Annotated in this window: 15 protein-coding genes; 5 read left to right on the forward strand and 10 right to left on the reverse strand. The window is 73.9% G+C overall.

The features are described 5' to 3' along the window. Nucleotides 1-75 precede the first annotated feature (75 nt). From ACN27D_RS29930 to trxA, 3 genes are all read right to left on the reverse strand, one after another. Complete coding sequence (locus ACN27D_RS29930) at nucleotides 76-1476, reverse strand: rhodanese-like domain-containing protein (protein WP_421500604.1); 1401 nt, start codon at nucleotides 1474-1476, stop codon at nucleotides 76-78. A gap of 139 nt (nucleotides 1477-1615) precedes the next feature. Further along, nucleotides 1616-1885, reverse strand: coding sequence for a metal-sensitive transcriptional regulator (locus tag ACN27D_RS29935; protein ID WP_120570221.1), 270 nt, complete (start codon nucleotides 1883-1885; stop codon nucleotides 1616-1618). Nucleotides 1886-1938: 53 nt separating this feature from the next. Continuing rightward, a complete protein-coding gene (gene trxA / locus ACN27D_RS29940) occupies nucleotides 1939-2289 on the reverse strand; it encodes a thioredoxin (protein WP_421500605.1) in 351 nt (116 codons plus the stop codon). A 612-nt stretch (nucleotides 2290-2901) separates the two neighbouring features. Here trxA and eccB point away from each other — a divergent pair. Next, nucleotides 2902-4311: a type VII secretion protein EccB gene (eccB, locus tag ACN27D_RS29945; RefSeq protein WP_421500606.1), complete on the forward strand. Its 1410-nt coding sequence runs from the start codon at nucleotides 2902-2904 to the stop codon at nucleotides 4309-4311. Between the two features lie 184 nt (nucleotides 4312-4495). On the opposite strand, the gene ACN27D_RS29950 is transcribed toward eccB, so the two are convergent. Genes ACN27D_RS29950 through ACN27D_RS29970 form a run of 5 tightly spaced genes read right to left on the reverse strand, consistent with a single transcriptional unit; the run spans nucleotide 4496 to nucleotide 8972 of the window. Next, entirely contained in the window at nucleotides 4496-5101 is a 606-nt protein-coding gene (locus ACN27D_RS29950; protein ID WP_121683956.1) for a class I SAM-dependent methyltransferase, read from the reverse strand. A 32-nt stretch (nucleotides 5102-5133) separates the two neighbouring features. Further along, complete coding sequence (locus tag ACN27D_RS29955) at nucleotides 5134-5736, reverse strand: phosphatase PAP2 family protein (RefSeq protein WP_121683955.1); 603 nt, start codon at nucleotides 5734-5736, stop codon at nucleotides 5134-5136. 22 nt (nucleotides 5737-5758) lie between these two features. Further along, nucleotides 5759-6625: a carbohydrate ABC transporter permease gene (locus ACN27D_RS29960; protein WP_013285935.1), complete on the reverse strand. Its 867-nt coding sequence runs from the start codon at nucleotides 6623-6625 to the stop codon at nucleotides 5759-5761. After that, nucleotides 6625-7584, reverse strand: a complete 960-nt coding sequence (locus ACN27D_RS29965) for a carbohydrate ABC transporter permease (RefSeq protein WP_047891261.1) — start codon at nucleotides 7582-7584, stop codon at nucleotides 6625-6627. Before ACN27D_RS29965 ends, ACN27D_RS29960 begins: the two co-directional genes overlap by 1 nt. Continuing rightward, the gene (locus ACN27D_RS29970; protein WP_421500607.1) at nucleotides 7581-8972 is read right to left on the reverse strand and encodes an ABC transporter substrate-binding protein; all 1392 of its coding nucleotides are present in this window, start codon (nucleotides 8970-8972) and stop codon (nucleotides 7581-7583) included. Before ACN27D_RS29970 ends, ACN27D_RS29965 begins: the two co-directional genes overlap by 4 nt. A gap of 121 nt (nucleotides 8973-9093) precedes the next feature. Here ACN27D_RS29970 and ACN27D_RS29975 point away from each other — a divergent pair, with 121 nt between their 5' ends. The 3 genes from ACN27D_RS29975 to ACN27D_RS29985 are packed head-to-tail and all read left to right on the forward strand — an operon-like array spanning nucleotide 9094 to nucleotide 12283. After that, complete coding sequence (locus tag ACN27D_RS29975; RefSeq protein WP_358173229.1) at nucleotides 9094-10131, forward strand: zinc-binding dehydrogenase; 1038 nt, start codon at nucleotides 9094-9096, stop codon at nucleotides 10129-10131. Further along, entirely contained in the window at nucleotides 10131-10949 is an 819-nt protein-coding gene (locus tag ACN27D_RS29980; RefSeq protein ID WP_421500608.1) for a sugar phosphate isomerase/epimerase family protein, read from the forward strand. Before ACN27D_RS29975 ends, ACN27D_RS29980 begins: the two co-directional genes overlap by 1 nt. Continuing rightward, nucleotides 10946-12283: an MGH1-like glycoside hydrolase domain-containing protein gene (locus tag ACN27D_RS29985; RefSeq protein ID WP_421500609.1), complete on the forward strand. Its 1338-nt coding sequence runs from the start codon at nucleotides 10946-10948 to the stop codon at nucleotides 12281-12283. The genes ACN27D_RS29980 and ACN27D_RS29985 overlap by 4 nt, the downstream gene beginning before the upstream one ends. Nucleotides 12284-12328: 45 nt before the next feature. Here the strand turns inward: ACN27D_RS29985 and ACN27D_RS29990 are convergent, their stop codons facing one another. Together ACN27D_RS29990 and ACN27D_RS29995 are read right to left on the reverse strand one after the other, a co-directional pair. Beyond that, nucleotides 12329-13033, reverse strand: a complete 705-nt coding sequence (locus ACN27D_RS29990) for a CBS domain-containing protein (protein WP_421500610.1) — start codon at nucleotides 13031-13033, stop codon at nucleotides 12329-12331. A 95-nt stretch (nucleotides 13034-13128) separates the two neighbouring features. Continuing rightward, complete coding sequence (locus ACN27D_RS29995) at nucleotides 13129-15243, reverse strand: molybdopterin-containing oxidoreductase family protein (RefSeq protein WP_421500611.1); 2115 nt, start codon at nucleotides 15241-15243, stop codon at nucleotides 13129-13131. Between the two features lie 146 nt (nucleotides 15244-15389). Between ACN27D_RS29995 and ACN27D_RS30000 the strand changes: the two genes are divergently transcribed. Beyond that, nucleotides 15390-15782, forward strand: coding sequence for a DUF2267 domain-containing protein (locus tag ACN27D_RS30000; RefSeq protein WP_120570209.1), 393 nt, complete (start codon nucleotides 15390-15392; stop codon nucleotides 15780-15782). Nucleotides 15783-16089: the final 307 nt, after the last annotated feature.

Here is a 16089-nt window from a genome sequence, read left to right on the forward strand (position 1 = left end):
CTTCAGCGGGTGTTTTCGGGCAGGGTCCAGCGCCGGCCGGCGTGGGGACACGCCGGCCGGGCGCTCGGGGAGAGGTCAGGCGGTGGGCGCCATGCGTACGCCGGCCGCCTCGGCCCGGCCGTACGAGTCGTCGATCAGCACCACGTCACGGCCGGCGTTGGCGAGCAGGGACGCGGCGGCGGTGGCCCGGTAGCCGGAGCCGCAGTGCACCCAGATCGTCCCGGAGGGGATGTCGGCGAGCCGCTTCGGCACGTCCGGCAGCGGCACGTGCACCGCGCCGTCGATGTGCCCGGCCTTCCACTCGTTCGTCATCCGCACGTCGAGGACGACCTGCGGCTCGGGCAGCCCGGCCGGGGTGTTCCCGGCCTGCGCGGCGGCGAGCGCGTCGAAGTCGGCCACGGGCAGCTCACGCAGCTGCGACGGGTCGGCGGTCCACTGCTCGGGCTCGCCGGTGGCCTGGGCGGCCGGGCGGTCGATGCCGATGCGGACCAGTTCCCGCTGGGCGTCGGCGACCTGCTCCGGGGTCTGCGCCAGGAACGTGATCGGCACACCCCAGTCGATCAGCCAGCCGAGCCACGTCGACATCGGCCCGTCCAGGCCGAGGCTGACGGTGCCGGCCAGGTGCGAGGCCGCGTACGCCTTGCGGTGGCGCAGGTCGACCACCCACTCGCCGGCAGCGATACGGCGGCGCAGCTCGTCGGCGTCGGCGCGGGCCACCGGCGTGAGGTCGACCGGGGCGGGACCGGCGGCGTTGGCGACGCCCATGTGGGCGTAGTACGCCGGGTAGGCGTCCAGACCGGCCAGCGTCTCGCCGACGAACCGGTCGGCGGCCAGCCGCAGCACCGGGTTGGCCTCCTTCTCCCGGCCGATGGTCGACTCGGGCGCGTCGGCCTGGCTGGCCGAGCAGAAGCTGCCGAAGCCGTGCGTGGGCCACACCTGCGCGCCGTCGGGCAGCAGGTCGGCCAGCTTGCGCGCCGAGGCGTGCTGGTGGTGCGCCAGCTCGTGCGCGTACTGCTGGCCGAGCAGGTCGGTGCGGCCAGTGGTGCCGAACAGCAGCGAGCCGCCGGTGAACACACCGGCCGGCGTCCAGCCGCCGTCGGTGGCCTCGTCGAGCGCGTACGACAGGTGGTGGAACGTGTGACCCGGGGTGCCGATCACCCGCAGCCGCATCGTGTCCGACACCGGCACGGTGTCGCCGTCGGACACCGGGGTCCGGTCGAACTCGACCGTGTCGGCGGCGGCCACCAGGTACTGCGCGCCGGTGATCCGGGCCAGTTCCAGGCCGCCGGAGACGTAGTCGTTGTGGATGTGCGTCTCGACCACGTGGGTGATGCGTACGCCCTCGGCGCCGGCCAGGTAGAGGATGCGGTCGATGTCGCGCTGCGGGTCGACCACGATCGCCACCCGGCCGTCGGAGGCGAGGTAGCTGCGGTCGCCGAGCGAGGAGGTCGCGATGACGGACACGTCGAGGGTCATGCCGGTTCCTCTCGTTGGATATATACCCCGGGGGGTATGTGCGGGACAGTCTGCGGCCTGGGATCTCCAGGCAGGTGTTTACCCACCCGCGTCGCGGTCACGCGACCCGGGCGGGATTCAGCCGGTCAGGCGGGCGCCGTCAGGCCAGTGACAGGAAGAGCTTCTCCAGCTCCTCCTCGGTCATCTCCGGCTCCTCGCCGGCCTGGCGTGCGGCGTCGCAGTAGCGCATGCCGGAGGCGATGATCTTGAACCCGGCCCGGTCGATGGCCTTGGAGACCGCGGCGAGCTGGGTCAGCGCGGCGCGGCAGTCCTCGCCGTTCTCCATCATCTCGATGACGGCGTTGAGCTGCCCCCGGGCCCGCTTGAGCCGGGTCAGCGCGTCGCCGGTCATCTCAGGTCGAAGCTTCACGTCCCACCTCCTGCTCTCGAAGATACCCCAGGGGGTACCCGTGCCGCCACCTGTCAGGCGGTCCTGGCTCGGACCTCGTCCATGTCGAGGTCACGCACGGCCCGGATCAGCTCCTCCAGCCCGGCCGTCGGCAGGGCGCCCGGCTGGGCGAACACCAGCACGCCGTCCCGGAACGCCATCAGTGTCGGGATCGACCGGATCTGGGCTGCGGCCGCCAGGGCCGGCTCGGCCTCGGTGTCGACCTTGCCGAAGACGATGTCCGGGTGCTGCTCGCTGGACTTCTCGTAGACCGGCGCGAACGCCCGGCAGGGGCCGCACCAGCCGGCCCAGAAGTCGACCAGGACGATGCCGTCCCGGTTGACGGTCTCTGCGAAGTCGGTGGTGGTCAACGCCACGCTGGCCATCAGTACCTCCGTCGTTTCGGGTTCCGGCATGTGTAACACACCCCCGGGGGTATCCATTCCGCGTGGGTGCCCCTGGTCGGCGCGCCTCGATGCAACTCCACCCTTGATGGGTCCGGCCGCCTTGATCAACTCCACTTCGGGGAGGTGGCCGGGTTCGGGCCGGTGTGATGCGGCCACTTCGGGGAGGTGGCGTGGCGGGTGAGTGCTTCGGCGTGGCGAACGCCGCTGGGGTGCGGTGCCTGTGAGGGGCTATGCAGGGCTCGGGCGTTGGCTGATGGCTGGGCTGCCTGTGCCGTACCTTGATCGACTCCAGTTCGGGGAGGTGGTGTGGTCCGGGTGGGTGTGATGCAGCCACCTCGGCGTGCTTGCGCTGGGGTGTGGCGCGGGCGCCCCGTGTCGGTGTGCGGGCGAAGTGGGGCCGGATGTACACCTCGTGGCGTGATCGACTCCAGTTCGGGGAGGTGGTGGGGTCCGGGGCGGTGGGATGCGGCCACCTCGGCGTACTGGCGGAGCGGGGCGACGACGAAGGGTCGGTGAGGGACACGCAGGGTCGCCGGGGCATCGACGGAGCGCTTATCCTGTGCGCCGACCGTCCCGGCGGGAAGGGATCAGATGGCGTCGCGGCAGGACCAGCTGCACTCGTACCAGTTCACCGTCCAGCGGGCGGTCGCCGCGCTCGTCATGCGGGAGACGGACCCGCCGCAGTCGCCGTTCCGCCGGCTGGCCGGAGCGGGTCTGGCGAGCGTCCTGGTCGCGGCGATCGCGCTCGGCGGCGTCGCGCTCTACGGTCTGTTCACCGGCGGCGGTGACTCGTGGCGCGAGACCGGCGCGGTGATCGTGGAGAAGGAGTCGGGTGCGCGGTTCGTCTACCGCGACGACAGGCTGCACCCCGTCCTCAACTACGCCTCCGCCCTGCTGATCATCGGCGCGGAACGGCCGAAGACGGTGCTGGTCGGCCGCCGCGCCATCGACGGGGTGCCGCGCGGCCTGCCGCTCGGCATCGCCGACGCGCCGGACTCGCTGCCCGCGTCGAACCGGCTCGTCCGCGACGCCTGGACGCTCTGTTCCGTGGAGGGCGACGAGGCCGGGCGCGCGGAGACCGGTCGGCCGGCGGCGGGGCGCGGCGAGGCCCGCTCGGTGCTGCTGATCGGGCGGGAGGCCACCGGCGGCCGGGCGCTCGGCGATCAGGGCCTGCTCGCCCGGCATCCGGACGGCGGCCTGCACCTGCTCTGGCACGACCGGCGCTACCTGCTGCGCGATACCGACCGGGTGCTCGCCGCGCTCGCCGCCACCCGGGAACGGGCGGTGCCGGTGGCGGCGGCGCTGCTGAACACGCTCCCGGCCGGCGCCGACCTGGCCCCGCCGCCGGTGGCCGACCTCGGCGAGCCGTCCGAGCGGGTCACCGGCGCGAGCGTGGGCGACGTCTACCTGGTGCGCAACTCCGGTGGCGGACGGCAGTACGCGGTGGCCCAGCGCGGCGGGCTGGCGGCGATCACCGAGTTGCAGGCCGCGTTGCTGCTGGCCCGTACCGGTCAGCGGGATCCGGAACCGATCACGCTCGGCCGGTTCGCCGCGCTGCCGAAGCTGCCCGGTCTGGTGCCCGGCGGGCCGACCGCGCCGCCCGCCGTACCGCCCCGGCTGGCTGCCGCGGAGGGAGCGCTCTGCGCGCGGGCCGGCGACGACACCGGCGTCCGCGAGCTCCGCCTCGGCGTCACCGCGCCGGACCAGTCCGCCGCCGCACGCACACCGGGCGGCCGGGCCGGGCTCGCCGACGAGGTGGTGGTCGAGCCGGGACGCGGCGCGCTGGTGGAGGCGGTGCCCGCGCCGGGCGCGACCGGCGGCGCGATCTGCGTGATCACCGACCTGGGCCGGCGGTACGCGCTGACCGGCGCCGACGTGCCGGGCATGCTCGGGTACGCGGGCGTGCGCCCGGCGCGTCTGCCGGCGGGCCTGGTGGACCTGCTGCCGGCCGGCAGCCCGCTCGACCCGGAGGCCGCCCGCACTGTCGCCGCACCCGCCTGAGCGCCGGGCGGCCGGCTCGAACGCACCGGGCTCGAACGCACCGGGCTCGAACGCACCGGGCTCGAACGCACCGGGCTCGAACGCACCGGGCTCGAACGCACCGGGCTCGAACGCACCGGGCTCGAACGCACCGGGCGTGGGCCGCACCCGGGCGCGGGCCGCACCGGGCCGAGAAGGACGGCGGTCAGCCGGCGGGGCGGCGCAGCACCGTCACCGCGAAGTCGGCGTCGTCGCGCCACGGCCGCAGGTCCCAGGTGGCGAAGCGGTGCTCGGGGCGCAGCCCGGCGGCGATCGCGTCGGCGTCCAGGTCGGCCACCGGGTAGCCGCGGTCGGTGCCGAAGCCGACCACCACCAGCCCGTCCGGGCGTACGTGCGCGGCGACGCGGCCCAGCACGTCGCGTTCGGTGCCGGGCGCGACGAAGACCATCACGTTGCCGGCCAGCACCGCGGCGTCGAACGGCTCGGCCTCGCCCTGGGCGGCCAGGTCCAGCTCGGCCAGGTCGGCGACCAGGAAGCGGGGGCCGGGATGGTCGGCGCGGGCCGCCTCGACCAGCGTCGGGTCGGCGTCCACGCCCACGACGTCGTGCCCGCGTGCGGCGAGCGCGGCGGCGACCCGGCCGGTGCCGCAGCCGGCGTCCAGGACGCGCGCGCCGGGCGGTACGAGGGCGTCGAGCAGCCGCGCCTCACCGGCCAGGTCGGCGCCCTCGGCGGCGAGCTGACGGAAGCGGTCCACGTACCACTGCGAGTGGCCGGGCTTCGTGTCGGTCACCCAGCGGGTCGGCTTGCCCATGAGGCCACCGTAGCTGATCTTGCGTCAGCGGGTCAGGCGAGCGCCAGGAACGTGCCGGCGGCGAGCGGCCCGCCCAGCGCGACACCGGCGAGCACCTGCGGCCAGGTGTGGTCGCCCAGGCGTACCCGGGACCAGCCGACCGCCGCGACGAGCGCCCAGCCGACGTTCGCGGCCGGGCCGGCCAGCGGGACCAGCACGGCGACGGTGGCGGCGGCCACCGCGGCGTGGATGCTCAGCTTCCACCAGTGGTTCACCAGCGCGCAGGCCGCGCCGACCACGAAGACCACCACGATCACGGCGAACAGTTCGGCGGGTGCGCGTACCGCAGCCAGCAGCAGCAACCCGGCCGCCACCGAGGCCAGCCCGATCGACAGCGGCCGGGCCCGCTGGGTGCGGTCGCCGACGTGCCGGTCGGTGAGCCGTCCCCGGCGGACGCCGTGCACGAGCACGCCGATCGGGATGACGGCGCAGAACGTCAGCGCGATGCCGCCCCAGAGCAGGAACTGGCCGATCGAGTGGCTGACCCGTGCGGCGGCGATCAGCGGCAGCGCCGTGACCAGGACGGTCGGGGCGAGCGCCTCGGTGAGCAGCCGGGCCGCCCGCGCACCGGCCCGGTCCTCCCGTGATGCTCGCACCCGATCATCCTGGCACGGACGTTCACCCCTTCTCGGCTCCGCTGGTGAGTCCCTCGGTGAGCAGGCGCTCCCCGGCGAAGAACAGCACCACGATCGGCAGCGTGAGGATGACCGAGCCGGCCATCAGCACGGTCTTGGGCACCTCCACGCCGTCGGCGAGCAGGGACAGCCCCAGCGACACCGTCCACCGGTCCGGCCGGTCGACCAGGAACAGCAGCGCGAACAGGTACTCGTTCCAGGCGATCATGAAGTCGTACAGCGCGACAGCCATCACCGACGGCGCGGCCAGTGGCAGGCTGACCCGGCGGATGATGCCGAGGCGGCCGGCGCCGTCGATCGCCGCGGACTCCTCCAGGCTGACCGGGATGGTCTCGAAGTAGTTCTTCAGCATGTAGACCGACACCGGCAGCGTCTGCGAGATGTAGACGAGCACCAGCCCGGTCAGCGACCCGCGCAGCCCGGCCCGGGTGAAGACCACGAACAGCGGGATCGCGATGACGATCGACGGGAACAGGTAGACCGCCAGGAACAGCGCGCTGACCTGCCGGCGGCCGAAGAACCGCAGGCGGGACACCGCGTACGCGCCGGGAATGGCGATCACCAGGGTGAGCGCGGTGGCGGCCAGCGCCACCAGGCCGCTGTTGCGGATGAACGTGAGGAAGCCCTGGCCGCCGTCGGAGACGGACTTCAGCACCTCGGCGTACGTGGCGACGGTCAGCTCGCCGAACGGCACCCAGAGCGAGCCGGGTTCCAGCAGCAGGCGTTCGATCGGGCGTACCGACAGCACCAGCATGTACCAGAACGGCAGCAGCGTGACCACCAGGAACCCGGCGATCACCAGCCGGCGCAGCCAGCGCAGGCTGACCGTCTCGATCCGGTCCCGGTCCATCACGCCTCCCGTCGCGCGCCGAAGAAGCGCAGGTAGATCGCCACGAACACGAGCAGCACCACGGCCAGGACGACCGCCTGGGCGGCGGCCGCGCCGATGTCGGTACGGGCGGTGAGGAACTGGTAGACCCGCACGCTCACCACCTCGGTGCCGGCCGCGCCGCCGGTGAGCAGGTAGACGTCGTCGAACTTGTTGAACGTCATGATGAACCGCAGCACGCCGATCAGCGCGATCACCGGCATGAGCTGCGGCAGCAGGATGTGCCGGAACCGCTGCGTGGGTGTCGCCCCGTCGACCCGGGCGGCCTCCTCCAGCTCACCGGGCACCGCCTGGAGCCGGGCCAGCAGGAACAGGAACGCGAACGGGAAGTAGCGCCACGCCTCGAACGCGATCACCGTCCACAGCGCGGTGGACTCCTGGGACAGGAACGGCACCGGCTGATCCCAGCCGAGGAAGCGCCGCCCCCAGTCGTTGACGATGCCGAGCTGCGGATCGAGCATCACCTGCCAGACGAACGTCATGGCGACCACCGGCGCCACGTACGGCAGCAGCATCGACGCGCGGACCAGCGTGCGGCCCCGGAACGGCCCGCGTACCGCGAGCGCCGCCGCGAGGCCCACCACGATCGAGCCGGCGGTGCCGCCGACGCTGTAGAGCACAGTGGTCCAGAGCGTGTCGGCGAACCCGGGCGTGTGCAGCACCCGGTCGATGTTGTCCAGGGTCAGCTCGCCGAACAGGCCGGTCTTGCGCAGTGTCGCCAGGCGTACCCGCTGGAAGGCCAGCACCACCGTCCAGACGATGGGTATGCCGATCACCGCGACCACGACGAGCAGGGTCGGGGTGACCAGCGCGAGCCCGGCGCGGGACTCGCGGCGGCGCAGCGTCAGCGGGCGTCGGCCGGGTCGGCGGGGTCGCTCCGGTGCGGGGGAGCGGCCGGCCTCCGGCGCGGTGGTGGTCAATTGACGCCCTTGGCTATCGCCTCGACGTCCTTGCGGGCGCGTTCGGCGGCGGCGCGGGCGTCGGACCTGCCGCCGACGACGTCGGCGAGCGCCTTGGGTACGGGCAGCTCACCGAGGATGGCGCCGACGAGCTTGCCCTGGTTCTCGGTCAGGCCCCAGCGCTGGAACGTGTCGGGGCTGCGCCGCAGGGTGGCGAGCACGTCCTCGCCGTAGACCTCCGACAGCGGCTTCTTGGTGTCCACCCCGGCCGGGCTGGTGTTCCAGGCGGTCCGGAACTTCTGCTTGTCCTCCGGCGTGCCCGTGCGCACCGGGAAACGCCCCTCGGGGGACATGCCGAACCAGCGCGGGTAGCCGTCGGAGAGCATGTACTCCACGAACGACTTCGCCGGGTCGGCCGCGCCGTCGAGCACGGCCCAGGAGCTGACCTCGCCGTACTGGGCCGGTTCGGTGCCGTTCGGGCCTTTGATCGCGGTGACGAAGCCGCTGTTCTTGGCGAGCCAGGCCGGGTCGGACTGGCACTGCGGGCAGGTCGGCCGGGCGTCGACGCGCAGCCCGGCCAGCTCGTCGAGGATGAACGGCGACCAGATCAGCATGGCCGCCTTGCCGGCGAAGTAGGTGGCCCGGGTGGTGTCGACGTCCTGGGCGCCCTTGACCGAGTTGTTGCGCATCAGGTCGCCGTAGAAGCGGAACGCCTCGACGCACTCGGGGGAGTCGAGCGTGACCTTGCCGGAGTCGTCGGTGAGCCGGCAGTTGTTCGCCAGCGCCAGGTGCTCGAACGTCTGCTGGGTGAACACGTCGCCGGGGGAGGTGGCCGCGGTGATGCCGGCGACGCCGCCGGTGTTCAGCTTCGCCGCCGCGGCGGCGATCTTCTCGTACGTGTCGGGCGCCGGCAGGCCGGCGGCGGCGAACAGGTCCTTGCGGTAGACGAGCAGCTGGCCCCACCCGTCGCTCGGTACGGCGAGCTGCTTGCCGCCGTCGCCGGTGAGTTCCAGCGCGCGGGGTGTGAACGTGTCCCGGCCGAGCCGGTCGACGACGGCGGCGTTGGCGTCGGCGTCGACCAGTTCGTTGCTGGACAGCGTGCGCACCCCGGCCAGGGAGACCGAGCCGACCACGTCGGGCAGGTCGCCGGCGGCGGCGCTGGAGGCGATCAGGGACGGGAACTGGTCCTCGTTGACGGTGACCAGGTTGACCTTGACGCCGGTCTTGGCGGTGTAGTCGGCGATGATCGCCTTGGTGGCGGCGACGCGGTCCGCCACGTCTTCCAGGCTCCAGACGGTGATCTGGGAACTGTCGGATTTCTGCCCGTCGTCGCTGCATGCGGCCATGCCGGTCCCGGCCAGTGCCAGGATCAGGCTGATTGCGAGCCGCCGCGTGGAGGGTGATGACATCGGTGGCACTCCTCTCGAAAGAGCACGGCCTGCCGCTAATACCCATCGATTCATCAATCTAATCACATATGCCCATTTTTTAGGTTAGAATCGGGGTCGGCACTTCCCTCGGAGCGACGCCATGAGCAACTGGGTTGTCTCTCTGGCCGGGCCCCGGCACGTACGCCTGGAGCCCTGCCCCACGGACCGGCTCGGTCCGGGCCAGGTCCGCGTCCGCACCCGCTACTCGGGCATCTCCGCCGGCACCGAACTGACGCTCTACCGGGGCAGCAACCCGCGCCTGCGCAAGGACTGGGACGCCGGTGCCCGCATGTTCGTGCCCCGCCAGGCCACGCCCGCGTACCCGGTGGTGGGTTTCGGATACGAGGAGGTCGGCGAGATCGTCGAGGTCGCCCCAGACGTGGCCGGGCGGCGGCCCGGCCAGCTCGTCTGGGGCATCTGGGGGCACCGCGCCGAAGCGGTGCTCCCCGCGACCGCGGCGCATCCGCTGCCACCGGGCCTCGACCCGCTCGCCGCCGTGTTCGCCCGGCCCGGCGCCATCGCGCTGACCGCCGTGCTCGCCGGTGACCTGCACCTGGGCGACTGGGTGGGCGTCTTCGGGCAGGGCGTGATCGGGCTGCTCGGCACGCGCCTGGCCGCGCTCTCCGGCGCCCGCGTGGTCGCCGTCGACCGGATGCCGGGCCGGCTCGCGTACGCCACCCGGCTCGGCGCCCGCCGGGTGGTCGACGTCGCCGCCGAGTCGCCCGCCGCCGCGCTGCGGGCGGCCACCGACGGCCGGGGCGCCGACGTCTGCCTGGAGCTGTCCGGGTCGTACCCGGCGCTGCACGAGGCGATCCGCGCCACCGCGCACGCCGGCCGCGTCGTCGCCGCCGGCTTCTACCAGGGGTACGCCCACGGGCTGGAACTCGGCGAGGAGTTCCACCACAACCGGATCCAGCTCGTGGCCGCCCAGGTCTCCGGGCCGGACCCGGCACCCGGCACGGCCGGCCGGTGGTCCGGGACGCGGATCGCACACACCTTCATGGACCTGGTGGCCGAGGGCAGCGTCGACCCGCTGCCGCTGGTGAGCCACGTCGTCGACGCGGGCGCGGTGGCCGACGCCCTGGCGTTGCTCGACCGCGGTGACGGTGACGTCCTCCAAGTGGTGCTGAGGTTCTGATGGACATTCCGCTTGCCTGCCAGGAGCAACTGCTTCCCGGCACCGACCTGACCCGGAAGTACGCCCTCGCCGTCTCCCTCGGCTACCAGGGCATCGAGCTGCGCGGACGCGGTGATCTCGCGCTGGCCCGGCGGCTGCCGGAGCTGCGCCGCGCCCGCGCCGCCGGCGTGGTCATGCCGACCGTCTGCGTCGAGATGGACCACTTCGTCGGCGACTTCGACCCGGGCCGCTCCCGAGACGCGGTGCGCAACCTGCGCTCCCAGCTCTCGGTGATCGCCGAGCTGGGCGGCGTCGGCGCGATGACGCCCGCCGCCTGGGGCATGTTCTCCCGCCGGCTGCCCCCGTTCGAACCACCACGCTCGGCCGACGGCGACCGGCGGGTGCTCGTCGACGCCCTGGGCGAGCTGGCCGGGCACGCCCGCGCCGAGGGGGTCACCGTGTTCCTGGAGCCGCTCAACCGGTACGAGGACCACATGGTCAACCGGCTCGACCAGGCCGTCGAGCTGTGCCGCGCGGTCGGGTCACCGGCGCTGCGGGTGGCCGCCGACACGTACCACATGAACATCGAGGAGGACGACCCGCACGCCGCGCTGCGCGCCGCCGCGCCGTACCTCGGGCACGTGCAGGTCAGCGACTCCAACCGGCACCAGCCCGGCGCCGGGCACCTGGACTGGGGTGCGCTGCTGGCCACGCTCGACGCGATCGGCTACACCGGCTGGCTGGCGCTGGAGTGCCGGCTGCGCGGCGAGCCGGTCGCCGCGCTGCGCCAGGCCGCCACCGCGCTGGCCCAGGCCCGTCCCCGGCGGGCCGCCGCATGACGCTGACCACCGGGGTACGCGCCGACGCCGACCGGCACGCCCGGCTGCGCCGCCTCGCGCTGGCCACCCTGGACGCCAACTGGGAACACGACCACACCGTGCCGTCGCGCACGCTCTACCCGCACCAGTGGAGCTGGGACTCGGCGTTCATCGCGATCGGCCTGGCCCACGTCCGTCCCGACCGGGCCTGGCGGGAGCTGCGCACGCTGTTCGCCGCGCAGTGGGTCGACGGGCGGGTGCCGCACATCGTGTTCAACCCGGCCTCGCGCGTCGGGCCGTACTTCCCCGACCCGCAGTTCTGGGACTCGGCGCGCGCCGACGGGGCGCCGGCCCGGGCCACGTCCGGGATCGTCCAGCCGCCGGTGCACGCCCCGGCCGCCTGGCTGGTGCACCGCCGCGCGCCCGGTGAGGCGTCGGTGGCCGCGCTGCGGCGGCTCTACCCGAGGCTGGTCGCGCAGCAGCGCTACCTGACCGGGCGGCGCGACGCCGGTGGGGGCGGGCTGGCGTCGATCGTGCACCCGTGGGAGTCCGGGCTGGACAACAGCCCCGCCTGGGACGCGCCACTGGCCGGGGTGCCCGCCGACGAGTCGGTGATGCGCGCGTACCGCCGGCACGACACCGCGCACGCCGACGCCTCGCAGCGCCCCACCGACCTGGACTACGCGCGCTACGTCGCGCTGGTGGAGAGCTACCGGGCCGGCCGCTACCGGGACGAGGGACTGCTCGGGAGGCACCCGTTCCTGGTGGAGTGCCCCCTCGTGAACGCCGCGCTCGGCGTCTCCGAGTACGCGCTCGCGCGCATCGCCACAGTCATCGGCGCCGACCCGGGACCGCACCGCGACCGGGGCGCCCGCATCACCGAGGCGCTCGTCACCCGGCTCTGGGATCCGGTCACCGGCACGTTCCGCCCCCGCGACGTCCGCGCCGACCGGCTCGTGCCGGCCCGGACCGTGCTCGGGTTGATGCCGCTCGCGCTGCCCGAGCTGCCCGCCGCCCAGGTGACCGCGCTGCTGGCCGAGGCGTGCTCGCCGCGCTTCGGGCTGGCCGCCCGGATGGACCGGCCACTGCCCACGTACGACCGCACCGCGCCGGACTTCGAGCCGCTGCGCTACTGGCGCGGCCCGAGCTGGATCAACACGGGCTGGCTGCTCTGGCAGGGCCTGCGGACGCACCGCCGCGCCGACCTGGCCGCCGGGCTGCGCGAGTCGCTGCTCGACCTGGTCGACCGGGCCGGCTGCCACGAGTACTTCCACCCGGACACCGGCGCCGGTCTCGGCTCACCGGCGTTCAGCTGGACCGCCGCGCTGGTGCTGGACGCGCTCGCCCAGGAGTGACACCGGTGGCGCCGGCACGGGCCGACGCCACCGGTGCGTCCGGGCTCAGGCGATGCCGGCCGGGGTGCCGCCGCCGATGCGCAACGCCGCCATCGGCGCGTCGTCGATCGCGTAGCCGAGCGCGTCGACCACCTCGACCACGCCGCTGACCTGCCGGGTCAGCCGTACCGCGAGCTGCGCGGTGGACCGGCGTTCCACCTGGCCGGTGAGCGTCACCACGCCCCGGTCCACAGTTACGTCCACCACGTCGCCGGGGACGCCGAGGCTGCGCCACAGCACCTCCTCGACCACGTCGCGCCGGATGCCGGCGTCCGGGCGCAGGTGCACCTTGAGCAGGTCACCCCGGGTGACGATGCCGACCAGCCGGCCGAGGTCGTCGACCACCGGCAGCCGCTTCACGCCGCGCGCGTCCATCAGCCGGGCCGCCTCGACGATCGTCGCATCCGGCGCGACGGTGACCGGGGGAGCGGTCATCAGGTCGGCGGCGAGCGTTGCGCCGGCCTTCGTCCGCGCCTCGCGGCGGTGCCGGTCGGGCAGGATCCGCCGCTCCTGGGGCCGGCCCAGGAACTCCACCTTGTACATCAGGTCCGCCTCGGAGACCACGCCGAGCACCCGGCGGGTCTCGTCCACCACCGGCGCCGCCGTGACGTGCCGTCCGGTCAGCACGTCGACGATCTCCCGGTACGCCGTGCCCTCCCGTACCGACGCCACGTCCCTGGTCATCACGTCCTGCACCTGCCACGTACGCATGGCGAACCTCCCTGTTGTCCGCCTCCGACGCTAGGCGGCGGCGACGGGCCGGAGCAGGGGCGCAAAGACCAGGTGAGGGGGTCGGAGGTCCCGAATCACCCGGCCGCGACGGGCTCGGCGACCTCCTCGGCGGGCGGCTCGGCGGTCAGCAGCGCCGCCGGCACCGGCTCGACCTCCACCCGGCAGTCGTGGAACGTCGGCGCCTCGCCCAGGTCGGTGTCGCGGACGCCGGTGACCGCGTTGACGGTGGACCGGCCGGGACTGCGCCGCGCCCAGTACGCCTTGTACGTGAACGCCAGGCCCGGGCGGGCCGCCTCGTCGACGGCCACCGCGGCGAGGAACGCGCCCCGGTCGTTGTGCACGCGTACCGCGTCGCCGTCGGCGAGCCCGCGCGCCGCCGCGTCAGCCGGATGCAGGTGCACCCGGGGCGGGCCGGCGCGGCGGGTGTGCCACGGCAGCGAGGCGAACGTGGAGTTCATCAGGTAGCGGTTGGCCGGGGTGAGCAGCGTCAGCGGGAACCGGCGGGCCAGCTCCGGATCGGCCGCCTCGGCCGGCGGCGTGTACCCGGGCAGCGGGTCCACCCCGAGCGCGGCCAGCGCCGGGTCGTGCAGCCGGGCCCGCCCGTCCGCCGTGGGGAAACCGCCCTCGGCGTACGGCGCGGAACCCACCGGCACGCCGGTGAGCCGGGCGTACGTGCGCTCGCGCAGCTCCTCGTACGTGATCGGGGCGCCGGCCAGCAACTGCCGGGCCAGGTCCTCGTCGCTGTCCCGGAACGCCGGGTGGTCGATCCCGAGCGCGGCGGCGATCCGCCGGAAGATCTCGGTGTTCGGCAGCGCCTCGCCGGGCGCGCGGGTCACCGGCAGGTTCAGCGTCGTGTAGTGGTGCCCGTAGGACGTCTGCAGGTCCAGGTGCTCGGGCTGCATGGTCGCCGGGAGCACCACGTCGGCGTAGTCGCAGGTGTCGGTCCAGCGCTGCTCCAGCACGACGGTGAACAGGTCGGCGCGGCGCAGCCCGGCCAGCAGCCGGGCCTGGTCCGGTGCGGTCGCCACCGGGTTGGCGTCGAACACCACGAGCGAGGTGACCGGCGGGTCCGCCTCCCCGGTGAGCACGGCGGCCAGGCGGCTCATGTTCAGCGACCGGGCCGCCGGGGCGGGCATGTCGGCCGGCCGGATCACCGGGCCGTTGTCGACCGGGTGGTGGCCGCTGGTGGTCACCAGCGCCCCGCCGCCGGGGTACCGGAAGTCGCCGGTGACCAGCGGCAGCGCGCAGATGGCCCGGATCGCCTGCCCGGCGCCGTGGTGCCGTTGCAGGCCCAGCCCGACCCGGATCGCGGTGGGCCGGGTGGTGGCGATCCGCTCGCCGAGCCGTCGGATGGTCTCCGCGGGCAGGCCGCACTCGGCGGCGGCCCGCTCCACCGGCCAGTCGTCGAGCCGGGCGGCCAGCTCCGGCCAGCCGGTGGTGTGCGCGGCCAGCCACGCCTCGTCGGCCGCCCCGGCGTCGCGGACGTGGCGCATCAGCCCGAGCGCGAGCGCCGCGTCGGTGCCCGGCAGCGGCGCGACGTGCTCGTCGCTGCGGGCCGCCGTGTCGGTACGCAGCGGGTCGATCGTCACCACGTACGCGCCGCGCTCGCGGGCCTGCTGCACGAACGGCCACAGGTGCAGGTTGGTGACGAGCGGATTGGCGCCCCAGAGCACGATCAGTCCCGCCTCGACGATCGACTCCGGCTCGAAGCCGACCGAGGCGCCGTAGAGCGAGCGCAGCGCGGCCCGCGCCGCCGCCGTGCAGATGGTGGTGTCCAGCCGGGACGCGCCCAGGTGGGCGAAGAGCCGGGGCCCCATGGTCCAGCCCTGGACCAGGCCCATGGTGCCGGCGAAGTAGTAGGGCAGCACCGACTCCGGGCCGTGGAGTTCGATGCTCGCGCGCAGCCCGGTGGCCACCCGGTCGACGGCCTCGTCCCAGCTCGCCGGCCGGTACGCGACCCGGCCCGCGCCCTTCGGGCCGGTACGGACCCAGGGCGTGGTGAGCCGGTCCGGTCCGTTCACCGCGTCCAGGTAGCGGTTCACCTTGCCGCAGAGCGCGCCCCGGGTGAACGGGTGGTCGCGGTCGCCGCGCAACGCGACCGCCCGGCCGTCGTCGACGGTGAGCTGCCAGACGCAGGTGTCCGGGCAGTCCAGCGGGCAGGCGCCGGGGTGGGTGGTGACGGGTCCCATGCGCGGATGCTACCGACGCGACCGGCCGGCTGCCCTCCGGCTTTTCCGCCTCCCGGTGGGTGGGGCGTTTGGCCGGAGCGGGGGCGGGTACCCGCCGGGGCCGACCGCGTGGCGTGGTGCCCGCCGGCGGCGAGGGGAGGGGTGGGATGCGGTTCCCCCTGTTCGTCGAGGCGGTGGCGCGGCGGGCCGAGTTGCCCACCGACGAGGCCGCGACCGTCTCCCGTGCGGTGTTGCAGACCCTCGCCGACCGGATCACCGCGGACGAGGCGACGGACCTGGCCGCGCAGTTGCCGGACGACGTGGGCGGCTATCTGGAGCCCGGCGGCACGGCCACCACCGGCGGCGCGGTGGACTTCCTGTACCGCGTGGCCGAACGCGCGGCGGTGGACCCGGCGGTCGCCGAGGTGGGCGCCGTCGCGGTGCTCGCCACGTTGCGCGACACGGTGACGGTGGGGGAGTTCCACGACCTCGTCGCGCAGCTCCCGAAGGGCTTCGACGCCATGGTGGACCCCGTCCCACGGCCGCCGTACGATGTCTGAGCAGGCTCCCCGAGAGCGGGTTGAGCTGCGGCACCGAGGCCGTCTGCGGCGAAGATTCCACGGCCTGGAAGTATTTTCACCGTAAAATAACTTGTCGCCCGTCACGTACGCTGTAAATCGTCTACGCGCTAGAGGGATGATCGGACGAATTCCTCCGTCCGAGGTTCCAAGGTGCCGTCCCCTCTTCGGCTCAAGCCTCATCGCCGCTCTTCCGGCGCAGGAATCGAGCCATATTCTGCTTCCAATGTGAAGTCCTGGGGGGGATCAATGATCACATTCGTCGATTGCTGCCTGCCTGCCCTCTGTG

The sequence above is a fragment of the Micromonospora sp. WMMD1274 genome (assembly GCF_049179035.1).
GTDB lineage: Bacteria > Actinomycetota > Actinomycetes > Mycobacteriales > Micromonosporaceae > Micromonospora > Micromonospora tulbaghiae.